Source organism: Micromonospora sp. NPDC049004 (assembly GCF_040649315.1).
In the GTDB taxonomy this organism is placed as follows: Bacteria; Actinomycetota; Actinomycetes; order Mycobacteriales; family Micromonosporaceae; genus Micromonospora.
In genome coordinates, this window is sequence record NZ_JBEZFG010000012.1 from 120250 (window position 1) to 135741 (window position 15492).

Below are 15492 nucleotides of genomic sequence, written 5' to 3' on the forward strand. Positions count from 1 at the left end.
CGTTTTCTCGAAGTGAGCCGGCGCGGGTCCGCGCCACGCCGGCTACTTCGGAAGATAGGGCAAATAACACGCAAAACTGGACAAAACAGTCTTATGTCATCGGTTGGTCACACCGCGTCCGCTCAGGTGAGCGCCGCCTCCGCGGCGGCCAGGAACGCGTCGTTCTCGGCCGGAGTGCCGATGGTGACCCGCACGCCGTCCCCGGCGAACGGCCGGACGATCACCCCGCGCGCCTCGCACGCCTTGCCGAACGCCACGGCCTTCTCGCCCAGCGGCAGCCAGACGAAGTTGGCCTGGCTGGTCGGCACGTCCGGCACGAACTTGCGCAGCGCCTCGGTGACCCGGTCCCGCTCGGCGACGACAAGCGCGCAGCGGCGCTCCATCTCGCCGGCCTGGGTCAGCGCCGCGAGCGCGCCCGCCTGGGCGGCCGTGCTCGTCGAGAACGGCGTGACCACCTTGCGGATGGCCGCCGCCACCGCCGGCTGGGCGACCAGCCAGCCGATCCGGAGCCCGGCCAGGCCCCACGCCTTGGACAGGGTGCGCAGCACCGCCACGTTCGGCCGGTCGAGGTAGTCGAGACCGTCCGGCACCTCGGCGTCGGTGACGAACTCCCGGTACGCCTCGTCGATGACCACCAGCACGTCGTCCGGCACCGCGTCGAGGAACCGGTCCAGCTCGTCCCGGCGTACGGCAGTGCCGGTGGGGTTGTTCGGGTTGCAGACCAGGATCATCCGGGTCCGGTCGGTCACCGCCGCCGCCATGGCCGCCAGGTCGTGCCCGTGCCCGGCGTCGTTGGGCACCCGCACGCTCGTCGCGCCGCTGGTCGCCGCGATGATCGGGTACGCCTCGAACGACCGCCACGAGTAGAGGACCTCGTCGCCGGGCAGGCAGGTGGCCCGGACGAGGTGCTCGGCGAGCGCCACCGACCCGCAGCCGGTGGCGATCCGGTCCGCGTCCACGCCGTAGCGCTGCGCCAACGCGTCGCGCAGCGCGACAACGCCCATGTCCGGGTAACGGTGCGAGGCCATGACCGCCTCGGTGACCGCCTCGACCACACCGGGCAGCGGCCCGTACGGCACCTCGTTGCTGGCCAGCTTGATGGCCTCCGGCAGACCCAGCTCGCGCGCGAGGTCGGCAGGGCTGCGCCCCGGCACGTAGTTGGGCAGCGCGTCCAGGTCGGCGCGGGTCAGTCGCAGCGCGGGCTCGTGACGTCCGGAGTCGGTCATGGCGTGTCTCCCGAGGGCTGGGGGTGGTCGTCTGGGGCGGGGGAAGCGGCGGTGTCGGGGACCTCGACGACCACCGTCTGCGCGCGCTTGTCGTGCAGCGCCCGGCGCAGCGGGTGGTCGAAGAGCGGGGACAGGGAGTCGACAAGTTGCAGCAGCAGGCCGAGCCCGGCGCAGTACCAGAGCAGGGTGGGCAGGCCCAGTGTCGTCCAGCGGGTCAGCGCCCGACCGAAGCCCAACGGCTGGTCGGCGGCGATCGGGACCGCCTTGATCCGCATCAGCCGCTTGCCGATGGTCTGCCCGTTGGCCGCCATGGCGGGCACCTCGTACGCCAGCCACAGCGCGGTGGCGATCACCACGATCACCACCTGGAGGAGCCCGGTCTGCTCGCTGATCGGTGGCATCCCCTCGGTGGAGGTGTTGCCCTCCAGGCCGCGCCGGAACGCCTCCCGCCAGTACGGCATCAGCTCGTCCAGCCACCGCCAGACGAACCAGCCGTTGACCAGCACGTTCAGCGCGAACACGAGACCGAAGTCGATCAGCCGGGCGACGAGCCGGCGGCCGTAACCGGCCAACCTGAGCCCGTGCGGCCGGGGCTCGGGCGGTCGGCCGAGCCAGCCCGGCGGCACGCCCTGCGGCGTCCAGCCCGGCGGCACGCCCTGCGGCGTCCAGCCCGGGGGACCGCCCTGCGGCGTCCAGCCGGGAGGACCGGCCTGCGGTCCCCAGCCGGGCGGCACGCCCTGCGGCGTCCAGCCGGGTGGGCCGGCCTGCGGGCCCCCACCCGCGCCGACCGGACCGTGCCCCGGTTGCGAGGCCGGCCCGGAGTGCGGAGGCCAGCCCGGCGCGGTGCTCACCGGTTGGTCGGTGGCCGGAGCGGCAGGGGTGACCGGTGCGGGCGGCGGCTCGGCCGGCGGCGGCCCGTCCGGCGGGGTGGCGTCGACGGGAATGGGTGCGCCGAGCCAGCCCTCGCCGTCCCAGTACCGCCGGGTCTCGGTGTCGGCGGGGTCGACATACCAGCCGGGTTGCACGCTCACGCCGACGCTCCGCTGCTGTACCTGCTGGTTCGCTCGCTCACGAGGCAACCTTAACGACGATCGTTTCGGCGGCCTTGTCGTGGAGGCACTGCTGCCAGGGCTTGTCCCAGAGCTGCCAGAACCCGTCGAGGTAGCTGCCCCCGGGCACCAGGCCGGCGAGTTGCTGCACCAGGAACCGCTTGGCGGCGGTCCAGCGGTCGAGGGTGCGGGTCGGATCGAGCGGCACGACCCGCAACTTCATGGTCTTCTTGCCGAGGGTCTGGCCGGTCCGGAACATCATCTCGACGTAGTACACGTACGAGAGCACGAGCGAAGCGGCGAAGATCGCGAGTTCCAGCCACAGCAGGGGCAGCAGGAAGTCGTGGTAGAAGTCCGGCTCCACCATCGTGCCGTCCGCCTTGACCTGGAACACGTCGGGCGCGATGACGACGAAGAAGTAGATCATCGCGGGCACGGTGAACACCATGCCGATCACCATGAAGACCGCGTAGTCGATCAGGGTGGCCAGCAGCCGGTCGGTGAAGCTGGCGAGCGGCTGCCCACCGGGGCTCAGCGTCGGCGGCGGGGCCACCGGCCGGGGTGGGCCGGGATACCACGGCGGTGGGCCGTAGCCGGGCGGCGCGTACTGCGGTGGGATTGCGTACCCGGGTGGGGCGTGGTGCGGCGGCACGGCGTACCCCTGGGGGATCTGTCCGGGCGGCGGCGCGACGCCGCCGGCGGCGGGCGGGGGCCCACCGACCGGCGGCGTCGGGTACGGCGGAGGCTGCGTCACGCTCGACAGTGTTACAGGTTGCCGCGGGCTTCCTGCTCCCGCTCGATGGCCTGGAAGAGGGCCTTGAAGTTGCCCTTGCCGAAGCCCAGCGAGCCGTGCCGCTCGATCAGCTCGAAGAAGACGGTCGGGCGGTCCTGCACCGGCTTGGTGAAGATCTGCAGCAGGTAGCCGTCCTCGTCCCGGTCGACCAGGATCTTGCGGGCCTTCAGCTCCTCGATCGGCACCCGCACGTTGCCGATGCGGGCCCGCAGCTCCGGGTCCTCGTAGTACGAGTCCGGGGTGTCCAGGAACTCCACGCCGGCGGCGCGCATCGCGTCGACGCTGGCCACGATGTCGTTGGTGGCGACGGCGATGTGCTGGGCGCCGGGGCCCTGGTAGAACTCCAGGTACTCGTCGATCTGCGACTTCTTGCGGGCGATGGCCGGCTCGTTGAGCGGGAACTTCACCTTGCGGGTGCCGTTCGCGACGACCTTGCTCATCAGCGCCGAGTAGTCGGTGGCGATGTCGTCGCCGATGAACTCCGCCATGTTGGAGAAGCCCATCACCCGCTTGTAGAACTCGACCCACTCGTCCATCCGGCCCAGCTCCACGTTGCCGACCACGTGGTCGACGGCCTGGAAGAACCGCTTCGGCTGAATGCCGGCGTCGATCATCGGCTGCCGGTCGACGATCGGGCCGCGGGCCACGAAGCCGGGCAGGAACGGGCCGCGGTAGCGGGACCGGTCGACAAGGGTGTGCCGGGTGTCGCCGTACGCGGCGATGGCGGCCATCCGGACGGTGCCGTTCTCGTCGCTCACCTCATGGGGCTCGACGACGCCGGTGGCGCCCTGGGCGACGGCGTGCGCGTACGCGGCGTCGACGTCCGGCACCTCCAGCGCGATGTCGCTGATCCCGTCGCTGTGCTTCGCCACGTGCTCGGCGCCGTCGGCGTCCGGGCGCACCGCGCCGGTCAGCACGAACCGGGCCGAGCCGCTGGTCAGCACGTACTGGGCGTGGTCGCGGTAGCCCTGCTCCGGGCCCCGGTACGCCACGCAGGTCATGCCGAAGGCGGTGGAGTAGTAGTGCGCGGCCTGCTTGGCGTTGCCGACCAGGAAGTGCACGTGGTCGAGCCCACGGACGGGGAACGGGTCGTGGCTGATGTCGTGGTCGACAGCGCCGACGAGCCGGTCGACGTCGACGTCCTCGGTCGACTGGGGTCGGTCGATCGCCTGGGTCATGGTGGCCTCCCTCGCGTACCGGCCGGCCTCGTGGGCCGGTTCTTGACCGAAGGATCGCGGTGCGGGCATCGAGTGGGCAACTGTCGGTGTAAATGCTGGTCAGGTTGTGCATTCGGTATGGTCTGAACCCGTGAAGGGTGAGCAAGCTGTGCAGCTCGACGTCCTCGACGTGCGATTGGTCGAACTGCTCGCCGAGGAGCCGCGGATCGGGGTCCTGGAGTGCTCCCGGCGGCTCGGCGTGGCCCGGGGCACCGTGCAGGCCCGGCTGGACAAGCTTGTCGACAGGGGTGTCATCGGTGGCTTCGGCCCGGAGATCTCGCCTGCCGCGATCGGATTCGGGGTGACCAGCTTCGTCACGCTGGAGATCAGTCAACGGCAGGGGCACGACCCGGTCACCGCCCACCTCGCGGCGATCCCCGAGGTGCTGGAGGCGCACACCATCACCGGCTCCAGCGACCTGCTCTGCCGGATCGTGGCCCGCTCCAACACCGACCTGCAACGGGTCATCGACCAGATCGTCTCGTCGGCCGGCATCACCCGCGCGTCGACGATCATCGCGCTGGCCGAGCAGATCCCGTACCGCACGCTGCCGCTGGTGCGCAGCGCCGTCCGGGCCGAAGGAAGGGCTCCTTCCTGACGCCTCCGGCAGTGCAAGGCCCCCCGTTAACACCTTCGGCCCCAGAAAGCGCGGCGACACGGCGGCGCGGGCGTACGGAAGATCCGTGATCGTGGCTACGGTGTGCGGGTGGCGAAGGGGAGCGTGCGCGGCGGGCTGCTGGTCGGCCTCGCCGTGGTCGTCGCGCTCGCCGCCACCGGCGTGTGGAACCCGTTCCCCGGCCTGTGGGAGTGGGTGGACCGCAGCGAACCCATCTCCGAGCCGGACGTGGTCTGGCAGCAGCGGGTCGGCGGCACCCCGCGCAGCGTGACCATCGCCGGGGACGCCGTCGTGGTCGAGCAGCGCACCCGGGTGGAAGCCCGCAGCCTGGCCACCGGCGCCCAGCTCTGGGAACGCAAGGCGGACTGGTCGGCGGTCGCGGGCGGCGACTCCGACCCGGTCGTCGCCGTGGGCAAGCTCCTGGTCAAGGGGTACGAGCTGCTCGACCCGACCACCGGGGCGACCCGGCGACGCGACGACGACGCGGTGGCCGTGTGGACGTACCGCAACCTGCTGCTGGACGCCCGCTGCACGGACGCCACCGACTGCACCCTGAGCGCGTGGGACCCGCGGGGCACCGCCCCACTGTGGACTGCCTTCCTGCCCGGCGTGCACAGCGGCCTGCTCGCCGACAACCCGGGCCTGCGCGGCACCCGCCGGCTCGGCGCCACCCGCATCGACGACGGGGTGGCCGGGCCGGAGCCGGTGCCTCCGCTGCTCGGCTTCCCGGTCGACGGCCGGGTGCACGTCGTGGACACCGCCACCGGCCGGGTGCTGCAGAACGTCGAGCCGGGCCGGGACGAGCGGCTCTCCGTGGTGGGCGGCCGGATGTTGCGGATCGCCGCCCGCTCCCAGGACGGCACCTGCTACTTCACCATCTCGGCGCGGGACCCGGCGACGGGGCAGGAGGCGTGGCAGCGGGCCGGGGTCAACCTGCGCACCGCCGACACCGCCGGCTGCGTCCAGCGCGAGGACCCGCAGGGGGCGCGCAACGTGCTGATCGGCGTGGGCCCGGACGGCCGCGAGGCGGTCATCGACGGGTACGACGGGCGGCTTCTCTGGGTCGGTGAGGCGAGCACCAAGCTCGTCGCGGTCGACGACCGCTACGCGGTGTTCCGCTCCGCGGACAAGCGCTCGGTGGTGTCGCGTGACCTCGGCGCCGACCGGGTGCGGTGGACCCGTCCGGCAGGTGCCAAGTCCGGCGCGGCACTCACCCCGTACGCGGCGGTGCTCACCGACGAGAAGCCGTCGAGGTTGGTCGCCCTCGACCCGCGCAGCGGCCGGGAACTGGCGGTCCTGCGGACCTCCGCGAACGCTCTCGCCGTCGGATCGCAGGGAATGATCATCGGTGAGGGGCGGGAGATCGGGTACGTCCGCTTCGGCGCCACTGGAAGCGCCCCCGTCCCGCCTCCCGGCGACGGTGGCAACCCCGGCCCCGGCGGCACCGGCCCCGGCCGGGGCAACGACGGCAACGACGGCGACGACAACTGCGGGCCCAAGCGTGAACTGTGCCCCGATCCCGGCAGCGGCAAGGACGGCTGAGCGGGCACGACACCGGTGCGCCCAGCGCGCCGGGGCCCGGGGGATGAGAGCGGCGTCCCAGACCCAGCCCGGCGGGTGGGAATGATCGACCGGTCTGCCCTAGGCTTGCCGCTCATGAGCAGTGCCGCCGCATTCTCGTACGCCCCTCTGCTGCCGACCGGTCCCGACCAGACGGACTATCGCCTGGTCACCGACGAGGGCGTGGACGTCGTACACGGCCCGGGGGGCCGTCGTTTCCTCACCGTGGAGCCGGCCGCGCTCACCGCGCTGACCGCCGAGGCGATGCACGACATCGCGCACTTCCTGCGCCCGGCGCACCTGGCCCAGCTCCGGGCGATCATCGACGACCCGGCCGCGTCGCCGAACGACCGGTTCGTCGCGTTGGACCTGCTGCGCAACGCCAACATCGCCGCCGGCGGGGTGCTGCCGATGTGCCAGGACACCGGCACCGCGATCGTGATGGGCAAGCGTGGCCGGCACGTGCTGACCGACGGGGCCGACGCCGAAGCCATCTCGCGCGGCGTCTACCAGGCGTACACGAAGCTCAACCTGCGCTACTCCCAGCTCGCCCCGCTGACCATGTGGGACGAGCGGAACACCGGCAGCAACCTGCCGGCCCAGGTGGAGTTGTACGCCGAGGACCCGGACGGGCACCCCGACGCGTACAAGTTCCTGTTCATGGCCAAGGGCGGCGGCTCGGCCAACAAGTCGTACCTGTACCAGGAGACCAAGGCGCTGCTCAACCCGACGCGGATGATGCAGTTCCTGGAGGAGAAGCTGCGGCTGATCGGCACTGCCGCCTGCCCGCCGTACCACCTGGCCATCGTCATCGGCGGCACCTCCGCCGAATACGCGCTGAAGACCGCGAAGTACGCCTCCGCCAAGTATCTGGACGCGCTGCCGACGCAGGGTTCGATGAGCGCCCACGGCTTCCGGGACCTGGAGCTGGAGGCGGAGGTGCTGGAGCTGACCCGCAACTTCGGCATCGGCGCGCAGTTCGGCGGCCGGTACTTCTGCCACGACGTGCGGGTGGTCCGGCTGCCCCGGCACGGCGCCTCGTGCCCGGTGGCGATCGCCGTCTCCTGCTCGGCCGACCGGCAGGCCGTCGCCAAGATCACCCCGTCGGGCGTCTGGCTGGAGCGACTGGAGACCGACCCGGCCCGGTTCCTGCCCGACGTCACCGACGACACCCTCGACTCCGAGATGGTCGTCCGGGTGGACCTGAACCGGCCGATGGACGAGATCCGCGCCGAGCTGTCCAAGTACCCGGTGAAGACCCGACTGTCGCTGTCCGGCCCGCTGGTGGTGGCCCGCGACATCGCCCACGCCAAGATCGCCGAGCGGCTGGACGCCGGCGAGCCGATGCCGCAGTACCTGCGCGACCACGCGGTCTACTACGCCGGCCCGGCGAAGACCCCCGAGGGGTACGCGTCCGGCTCGTTCGGCCCGACCACTGCCGGGCGGATGGACGCGTACGTGGAGAAGTTCCAGGCCGCCGGTGGTTCGCAGGTGATGCTGGCCAAGGGCAACCGGTCCGGTCAGGTGACCCGCTCCTGCCAGCAGCACGGCGGGTTCTACCTCGGCTCCATCGGCGGCCCCGCCGCCCGCCTCGCCCAGGACTGCATCAAGCACGTCGAGGTCCTCGAATACCCGGAGCTGGGCATGGAGGCGGTCTGGAAGATCGAGGTCGAGGACTTCCCCGCCTTCATCGTGGTCGACGACAAGGGCAACGACTTCTTCGCCGAGGTCACCAAGCCGGTGCTCACCGTCGGCCGCCGCTGACCGTTCCGTCACGCGAAGAGGCGCCAGGCTCGCACCTGGCGCCTCTTGCGTCGGTAGCACCTCCACCGACATCGGTACGCCCGCCCGCTGGGGGGTGGGAGGGGCGCACCGCCCCCGTCGGATGTCGTCACCGGCAACCTGGACAAGTCTGCGATGCGCCACGCTCGATTCGCTCTCAGATCACTATCACCGGGCGATGTCGGGCTGTGATCCCCGGACTACGCTGCTGGCTGGTGTGTCGTCGACACGGGGGAGCAGATGCGGTTCGGGATCCTGGGGCCTCTGCGCGTCGGCGGTGGCGAGTCCACAGTTACCGCCGGCCGGGACCGGGTCGTGCTCGCGATGCTGCTGCTCCGCGCCGGTCGGCTCGTGCCGGTCGAGGAACTGGTCGACGCGGTCTGGGAGGAGCATCCTCCGGCCACCGCCCGTGCCCAGTTGCAGACCTGCGTGTCGCGGTTGCGTCGCCGGTTCAGCGAGCTGGGGCTGGCCCCGGAAACCATAGTCACCGACCCGGCCGGGTACGGCGTGCGTACCGACCCCGCCGACCTGGACGCGCACCTGTTCACCCGGGGTGTCGAGGCGGCCCGTGCCGCCGTCGCGGCCGGTCGTCTGGTCGAAGCCCGTACGCACTTCCGGGCCGCCCTGGCCCGGTGGCGGGGGCCGGCCTGCAGCGGCATCACCAGCCGCAGCGTCCGTCGCCGGGCGCAGGCGCTCGACGAACAGCGGCTCACCGTGCTGGAGGAGTGCGTCGACGTCGAGCTGCGCCTCGGGCGGGCCGCCGAGTTGATCGAGGAGTTGACCGAGAGCGTCGATCAACATCCGCTGCGGGACCGGCTGCGGGGTCAGTTGATGCTCGCGCTCTCCTCGGTCGGTCGGCAGGCCGACGCGCTCGCGGTCTACCGGGAGGGCCGGCAGTTCTACGCCGACGAGCTGGGCCTCGAACCGGGCGCCGATCTGCAGGAGCTGCACCAACGCGTACTCGCCGGTGATCTGGCTCTGGCCGGTCGGGACGGCCGGTCGACGGGGCCGGTACGGTCGCTGCCCCGGGCGATCGGCGACTTCATCGGCCGGCGGGAGACGGTGGCCCGCCTGGTCAAGGAGATCGAGGAGGACGGTACCCGGATCCAGGTGATCGACGGCATGGCCGGCAGCGGCAAGACGACGCTCGCCGTGCACGTCGCCAGCGCCCTGGCCGAGCGGTACCCGGACGCTCAGCTCTTCATCGACCTGCACGGGCACAGTGAGCGTGACCCGTTGACACCGGCGACGGCCGCAGCCGCCCTGCTGCGTCAGCTCGGCGTGCCGACCAGGTGGATACCGGAGGACACCGACGACCGACTGGCGCTGTGGCGTACGGAGCTGGCCGGCCTGCGTGCCCTGGTGGTGCTGGACAACGCGTTCGCCGCCGACCAGGTCGCGCCGTTGCTACCCAACGGTCCGCACTGCCAGGTGCTGATCACCAGCCGTCGTCGACTGGTCGGGCTCGACGAGGGTCGCCCGTCGTCGCTGGCGGTGCTCGACGCCGACGAGGCCGTGGAACTGCTCGGGCGGGTGGTCGGCGCGGAGCGGGTCGCCGCCGAACCGGAGGCGGCAGCCGAGGTGGTGCGGCGCTGCGGCCACCTGCCGCTCGCGATCCGGCTGGCCGGCGCCCGCCTGGCGCACCGGCCCCGCTGGCGCGTCGCCGACCTTGCCGAACGGATGCTCGCCGGAGCGGGAGCGCTGCCCGAACTGACCGCGGGGCAGCGGTCGGTGGGGCGGGCGTTCGCGTTGTCGTACGAGCAGATCACTCCCGCGGCGCAGCGGCTGTTCCCGCTGCTCGGTCTCCACCCCGGCGGGTGGCTGGACGGTCGGGTGGCCGCAGCCCTCGCCGAGCTGCCCCTGACGGACGCGCAAGACCTGCTGGACGAGCTGGTCGACGCCCATCTGGTCGAGGAGGTGCAGCCGGACCGCTACCGCCTGCACGACCTGCTCCGCGAGTACGCCCGCCTGCTGCTCGGCGAGCCGGAGTGGCAGGCCGAGCGTCGGGCCGCCCTGGCGCGGCTGCTCGACCACCACCTGGCTGTCACCCTGGCGATCGCCCGGACCATCGAGGCGGCGGGCAGCCGCCGCACCATCCCCGCGCACACGCCCGGTCGACCCGATCTGATCGACGCCCCGGTGGCGCAGGGGCCGGCGTGGTTCGAGGAGAACCACGCCGCGCTCACCGCGCTGGTACGCCTGGCTGCCGAGGAGGGCTTCGGAGTTCGGTGCTGGCAGCTGGCCCGAGCCTGTTGGCGACTCAACTTCGACGGCGGGCACCTCGACGAGCTGATCGAGACCCACACGACTGGCCTACGAGCCGCCGAGGAACTGGGCGACGAGGCGGCGGTGGCCACGATGTTGAACTACCTTGCGTCGGCGTACTTCCGGCTTGCCCGCTTCCCCGAGGCGATCAGAGCGATGGACGTGGCACTCGAACTGCGTCGCCGGCTCGGGCTGCGCGGCGAAGTGCTCACCACGCTGTGGAACCTGGCCGTGTCGTATTCCGCGAACGGCGACTTCCGGCAGGCAAGGCGAAGTTCGAGGAGGCTCTCGAACTCATCGCCGGCCGGGGCGACGCGAACGAACTGGCGAACCTGCTGAACAACCTGTGCCTGGGACTCATCGCCTGGGGTCGGTACGACGAGGCGCTGCCCCTGGTCCGGCAGCACCTCGTCCTGGCCCGTCAGACGGTGGACCTGGACCTGCCGCAGATCGCACACGCGCTCGGGCACCTCGGCATCGTCCGTCATCGGATGGGTGACGTCGGTCCGGCTCGTCGGATTCTTCGACTCGCGCTGCATTTCCGGCGCAGGGTGCGGAATCGGTTCGGCCAGGGTGAGGTGCTCAACGAGCTGGGCGTGATGGAGCGCAACGCCGGAGAGCCGGAACGCGCCGCGGCCCTGCACCGGGACGCGTTGGTGGCGATGATGGAGGCCGGCGACCGGATCGGCCAGTGCGCCTCGCGCAACCTGCTGGCCGTGGCCATGCTGGCGCAGGGAGATGCCGCCAGCGCGCTCGACCTGCACCGCCGGGTACTCGTCGACGCCGGCCGGCTGGGCGCCCGCTACGAGCAGGCCCGGGCGCTTCAGGGCATCGCCCGGTGCGTACGCGACACCGACCCGGCGGCGGCCCGTGCGCACCTGACCCGAGCACTGTCCCTGTACCGGCAGATCGACGTGCCAGACCGGCACGAGGTGGAACGGCTGCTCGCCGAGTTGGGCTGACGGATCATCTGCGGGTCGGCCACGGGCGCGGCAGGATGGTACGCGTGACGACTCCAGAGACGACCGGTTACCGGATCGAACGTGACTCGATGGGCGAGGTGGAGGTGCCCGCCGAGGCGCTGTGGCGGGCGCAGACCCAGCGCGCGGTGCAGAACTTCCCGATCTCCGGGCGGGGCATCGAACCGGCCCAGATCAAGGCCCTGGCCCAGATCAAGGGTGCCGCGGCCGAGGTCAACGGCGAGTTGGGCGTGATCGACGCCAACGTGGCCGCCGCGATCGCCGCCGCCGCCGCGCACGTCGCCGACGGCGGGTACGACGACCAGTTCCCGGTCGACGTGTTCCAGACCGGTTCCGGAACGTCGTCCAACATGAACGCCAACGAGGTGATCGCCACCCTGGCGAGCCGTGAACTGGGCTCGGCCGTGCACCCGAACGACCACGTCAACGCCTCCCAGTCCAGCAACGACGTGTTCCCGTCCTCGATCCACCTGGCGGCCACCCAGTTCATCGCGGAGGATCTGCTGCCGTCGCTGACCCATCTCGCCGAGGCGCTGGAGGGCAAGGCGGCCGAGTTCGAGACGGTGGTGAAGGCGGGGCGTACGCACCTGATGGACGCCACCCCGGTCACCCTCGGGCAGGAGTTCGGCGGGTACGCCGCCCAGGTCCGCTACGGCATCGAGCGGTTGGAGGGGTCGCTGCCCCGGCTGGCCGAGCTGCCGTTGGGCGGCACGGCCGTGGGCACCGGGATCAACACGCCACTCGGCTTCGCCGCCGCCGTGATCGGCAAGCTGCGTGAGTCGACCGGGCTGCCGCTGTCCGAGGCCCGCAACCACTTCGAGGCGCAGGGCGCCCGCGACGCGCTGGTGGAGACCTCGGGGCAGTTGCGGACCATCGCCGTGGGCCTCTACAAGGTCGCGAACGACATTCGCTGGATGGGCTCGGGCCCCCGGGCCGGCCTGCGCGAGCTGCGCATCCCCGACCTCCAGCCCGGCTCGTCGATCATGCCGGGCAAGGTCAACCCGGTGGTGGCCGAGGCGATGCGGCAGGTCTGCGCCCAGGTGATCGGCAACGACGCGACTGTCGGTTTCGCCGGGTCACAGGGCGACTTCGAGCTGAACGTCATGCTGCCGGTGATGGGCCGCAACCTGCTGGAGTCGATCCGGCTGCTGGCCGCGGCGAGTCGGCTGTTCGCCGACCGCCTGGTGGCCGGCCTGGTCGCGGACGCCGAGGTCTGCCTGGCGTACGCCGAGGGGTCGCCGTCGATCGTCACCCCGCTGAACCGCTACCTCGGGTACGACGAGGCCGCCTCGATCGCCAAGGAGGCGCTGGCCAAGCAGGCGTCCATCCGGGAGGTCGTGATCGCCCGAGGTCACGTCGACTCGGGCAAGCTCACCGAGACCCAGCTCGACGAGGTGCTCGACCTGCTCCGGATGACCCACCCCTGACCAGCGCCGCCCTCTGCTCACGCCCGGCGAAGCGCGGCGCGATCCTTCACGCCCGGCGCAGTGCGGCGCGATCCTTCACGCCCGGCGCAGTGCGGCGCGCTGCTCACGCCCGGAGCAGTGCGGCGCGGCCCGCGAAGCGCGCCGAGTCGCCCAGCTCCTCTTCGATCCGGATCAGCTGGTTGTACTTCGCCGTCCGGTCGGAGCGGGAGAGCGAGCCGGTCTTGAGCTGACCGCAGCCGGTGGCGACCGCCAGATCCGCGATGGTGGTGTCCTCCGTCTCGCCGGAGCGGTGCGACATGACGACGGTCCAGCCCGCCCGCTGGGCCGTCGTCACCGTGGCCAGCGCCTCGGTCAGGGTGCCGACCTGATTGACCTTGACCAGGACCGAGTTGCCGACGCCGGTGCGGATGCCCTCGCTCAGCAGCGTCTCGTTGGTGCAGAACACGTCGTCGCCGGTGAGCTGGCAGCGGTCGCCGACGCGGGCGGTCAGCTCGCGCCAGCCGTCCAGGTCGTCCTCGGCCATCGGGTCCTCGATGGAGACGATCGGATAGGCGTCGATCAGCCGGGCCAGGTAGTCGGCGTGCTCGGCGGAGGTGCGGCGTACTCCCTCGCCCGCGTAGTCGTACACGCCGTCGCGGAAGAACTCGGATGACGCCGGGTCCATGACGAGGCCGATGTCCGTTCCGGGGCGGTAGCCGGCGCCCTCGACGGCGGTCAGCACGAAGTCGAGCGCCTCCTCGGCGGTACGCAGCTCGGGCGCGAAGCCACCCTCGTCGCCCACGCCCGTGGAGTGCCCGGCGGCCAGCAGATCGCGGCGCAGGGTGTGGAAGACCTCGCTGCCCATGCGGACGGCTTCGGCGAAGGAGTCCGCGCCCACGGGAACGATCATGAACTCCTGGAAGTCGAGCGGGTTGTCGGCGTGGGCGCCGCCGTTGACGATGTTCATCATCGGCAGCGGCAGGAGGTGCGCGTCGGCGCCGCCGAGGTAGCGGTAGAGGGGCTGGCGGTGGGCCGCCGCGGCGGCCTTGGCGACGGCGAGGGAGACGCCGAGGATCGCGTTGGCGCCGAGCCGGGACTTCGTGGCGGTGCCGTCGAGGGCGATCAGCGCGGCGTCCAGACCCGCCTGGTCTGCCGCGTCCCGGCCGCGCACGGCCGCCGCGATCTCCCCGTTGACGTTGGCCACCGCACGGTCGACGCCCTTGCCGTGCCAGCGCGTCGGGTCTGCGTCGCGCAGCTCCACGGCCTCCCGGGCGCCGGTGGAGGCGCCGGAGGGGACGGCGGCCCGGCCCAGAGACCCGTCCGTCACCGTGACGTCGACCTCGACTGTGGGGTTGCCCCGGCTGTCGATGACGCGGCGGGCGGTGACGGTCTCGATGGTGGTGGTGATGGTTCCGGCTTCCAGTGCGGACATGGGAGGTCCTTTTCGTTGTCGCCTGCCGTGACCCCAGCTGCGACAACGCTGGCGCTGAGCCCGACAGCGGCAAACCCTACAGCAATGCTGATCAGTCATGCTGAACAGCCCCGCTGAACAGCATTGCTGTGCAGGTCAGGTGCCCAGCAGTGCTGACGAACGGGGTAAAGTGCCGTGTGCCCACCTCGGAAGCCGCCGCCATCGCCGCCGAACTGCGCACCGCGATGGGCAAGCTCACCCGGCGCGTCAAGCACGAGGACCGCATCCCGCTCGGTCAGATCGCCGTGCTCGGCGCACTCGACCGCGACGGCGCCATGACCACCAGCGACCTCGCCGCCGACCAGCGCGTACGCCCCCAGTCGATGGCCCGGGCGGTGGGGCTGCTCATGGAGCAGAAGCTGATCACGCGACGGGCGCACCCCACGGACGGCCGCAAGTCGCTGGTCGAGCTGTCGGACGCCGGCCGGGCCGCACTGGAGGCGGAGCGCAGCCGCAGAGCCGGTTGGCTCGCCCAGGCCATCGAAGCCGAACTCACGGACGAGGAGCGGGCGTTGCTGGCCCGCAGCGCCGCCCTGCTGGAACGGCTCGCCATGCGCTAGACGCTCCCCTCGACGGCCGGGCCGCCGTCGACGAGCGTCAGGGTTCGGGCAGCGCAGCCCAGCCGAGGAAGCGCACGTAGAGCGCTGCCGGGTCCGGGCCGTCGTGCGGGTTGAGTCGGTACAGGTCCGCCGCCGCGTCGTGCAGAACGGTGCACAGGTAGATGCTCAACGCGATCCGGTCGTGGGCGTACTCGCGGCGGAGGCTGAGCCGGGCGACCGCGCATGGCCAGGGCCCGGCGCAGACCCGACAGAGCCACAGTGGACGCAGCGGCAGGTGCGGTCGTGGCGTGATCGCGCGGTCGTCCGGGGCGGTCCGGGACATGGCGTGGGAGTCCTTTCGAGCTGAATCGTCTCTGACGTCACCTCCCCGTGGGCCGTCTCGCTTTCGGCGACGTCGCCGAGTTCGTGGTCGACCGCGCGATGACCGCCATCCGCCCCAACCACCGAGATCTTGGACAGTTTCCGTTGGTGGGGCGGGCTCAACCGATGGTTGCAACACCCTTTCGTGATCGTCGTTGGGGTGGTTATGGCGTCGAGGTTGAGTCCGCTGGAGCGGGAGCAGATCGG

11 protein-coding genes and 1 pseudogene are annotated in these 15492 nt (G+C 71.7%); 6 read left to right on the forward strand and 6 right to left on the reverse strand.

Annotated elements, in window-relative coordinates; all coding sequences use genetic code 11:
• Nucleotides 1-122 precede the first annotated feature (122 nt).
• The 4 genes from hisC to hppD are packed head-to-tail and all read right to left on the reverse strand — an operon-like array spanning nt 123 to nt 4246.
• Complete coding sequence (gene hisC, locus AB0B97_RS29485; RefSeq protein ID WP_357498249.1) at nt 123-1226, reverse strand: histidinol-phosphate transaminase; 1104 nt, start codon at nt 1224-1226, stop codon at nt 123-125.
• Nucleotides 1223-2257, reverse strand: a complete 1035-nt coding sequence (locus AB0B97_RS29490) for an RDD family protein (protein WP_357498251.1) — start codon at nt 2255-2257, stop codon at nt 1223-1225. The genes hisC and AB0B97_RS29490 overlap by 4 nt, the downstream gene beginning before the upstream one ends.
• A 37-nt stretch (nt 2258-2294) precedes the next feature.
• Nucleotides 2295-3029, reverse strand: coding sequence for an RDD family protein (locus AB0B97_RS29495; RefSeq protein WP_357498253.1), 735 nt, complete (start codon nt 3027-3029; stop codon nt 2295-2297).
• A gap of 11 nt (nt 3030-3040) precedes the next feature.
• A complete protein-coding gene (gene hppD / locus AB0B97_RS29500; RefSeq protein ID WP_234583385.1) occupies nt 3041-4246 on the reverse strand; it encodes a 4-hydroxyphenylpyruvate dioxygenase in 1206 nt (401 codons plus the stop codon).
• A 130-nt stretch (nt 4247-4376) separates the two neighbouring features.
• Between hppD and AB0B97_RS29505 the strand changes: the two genes are divergently transcribed.
• From AB0B97_RS29505 to AB0B97_RS29525, 5 genes and pseudogenes are all read left to right on the forward strand, one after another.
• The gene (locus AB0B97_RS29505; RefSeq protein WP_234583384.1) at nt 4377-4883 is read left to right on the forward strand and encodes an Lrp/AsnC family transcriptional regulator; all 507 of its coding nucleotides are present in this window, start codon (nt 4377-4379) and stop codon (nt 4881-4883) included.
• A 135-nt stretch (nt 4884-5018) separates the two neighbouring features.
• Nucleotides 5019-6443 carry a PQQ-binding-like beta-propeller repeat protein gene (locus AB0B97_RS29510; RefSeq protein ID WP_357498268.1) on the forward strand — a complete coding sequence of 475 codons (1425 nt, stop codon included), beginning with the start codon at nt 5019-5021 and terminating at the stop codon, nt 6441-6443.
• Nucleotides 6444-6557: 114 nt separating this feature from the next.
• On the forward strand, nt 6558-8225 hold the full coding sequence (locus AB0B97_RS29515) for a fumarate hydratase (protein WP_234583383.1): 1668 nt from the start codon (nt 6558-6560) through the stop codon (nt 8223-8225).
• A 258-nt stretch (nt 8226-8483) separates the two neighbouring features.
• A pseudogene (locus tag AB0B97_RS29520) lies at nt 8484-11470 on the forward strand (BTAD domain-containing putative transcriptional regulator).
• A 35-nt stretch (nt 11471-11505) separates the two neighbouring features.
• A complete protein-coding gene (locus tag AB0B97_RS29525; RefSeq protein WP_234583381.1) occupies nt 11506-12915 on the forward strand; it encodes a class II fumarate hydratase in 1410 nt (469 codons plus the stop codon).
• Nucleotides 12916-13018: 103 nt separating this feature from the next.
• Here the strand turns inward: AB0B97_RS29525 and eno are convergent, their stop codons facing one another.
• Nucleotides 13019-14326 carry a phosphopyruvate hydratase gene (gene eno, locus AB0B97_RS29530; RefSeq protein WP_357498257.1) on the reverse strand — a complete coding sequence of 436 codons (1308 nt, stop codon included), beginning with the start codon at nt 14324-14326 and terminating at the stop codon, nt 13019-13021.
• Nucleotides 14327-14502: 176 nt separating this feature from the next.
• Between eno and AB0B97_RS29535 the strand changes: the two genes are divergently transcribed.
• Entirely contained in the window at nt 14503-14925 is a 423-nt protein-coding gene (locus AB0B97_RS29535) for a MarR family transcriptional regulator (RefSeq protein ID WP_234583379.1), read from the forward strand.
• A gap of 37 nt (nt 14926-14962) precedes the next feature.
• On the opposite strand, the gene AB0B97_RS29540 is transcribed toward AB0B97_RS29535, so the two are convergent.
• Complete coding sequence (locus AB0B97_RS29540; protein ID WP_234583378.1) at nt 14963-15247, reverse strand: hypothetical protein; 285 nt, start codon at nt 15245-15247, stop codon at nt 14963-14965.
• Nucleotides 15248-15492: the final 245 nt, after the last annotated feature.

Bases quoted from the DNA above. Each gene is read 5' to 3' on its own strand.
- hisC (WP_357498249.1), bottom strand. From the start codon at position 1,226: ATGACCGACTCCGGACGTCACGAGCCCGCGCTGCGACTGACCCGCGCC.
- hppD (WP_234583385.1), bottom strand. From the start codon at position 4,246: ATGACCCAGGCGATCGACCGACCCCAGTCGACCGAGGACGTCGACGTC.
- AB0B97_RS29515 (WP_234583383.1), top strand. From the start codon at position 6,558: ATGAGCAGTGCCGCCGCATTCTCGTACGCCCCTCTGCTGCCGACCGGT.
- AB0B97_RS29525 (WP_234583381.1), top strand. From the start codon at position 11,506: ATGGTACGCGTGACGACTCCAGAGACGACCGGTTACCGGATCGAACGT.
- eno (WP_357498257.1), bottom strand. From the start codon at position 14,326: ATGTCCGCACTGGAAGCCGGAACCATCACCACCACCATCGAGACCGTC.
- AB0B97_RS29540 (WP_234583378.1), bottom strand. From the start codon at position 15,247: ATGTCCCGGACCGCCCCGGACGACCGCGCGATCACGCCACGACCGCAC.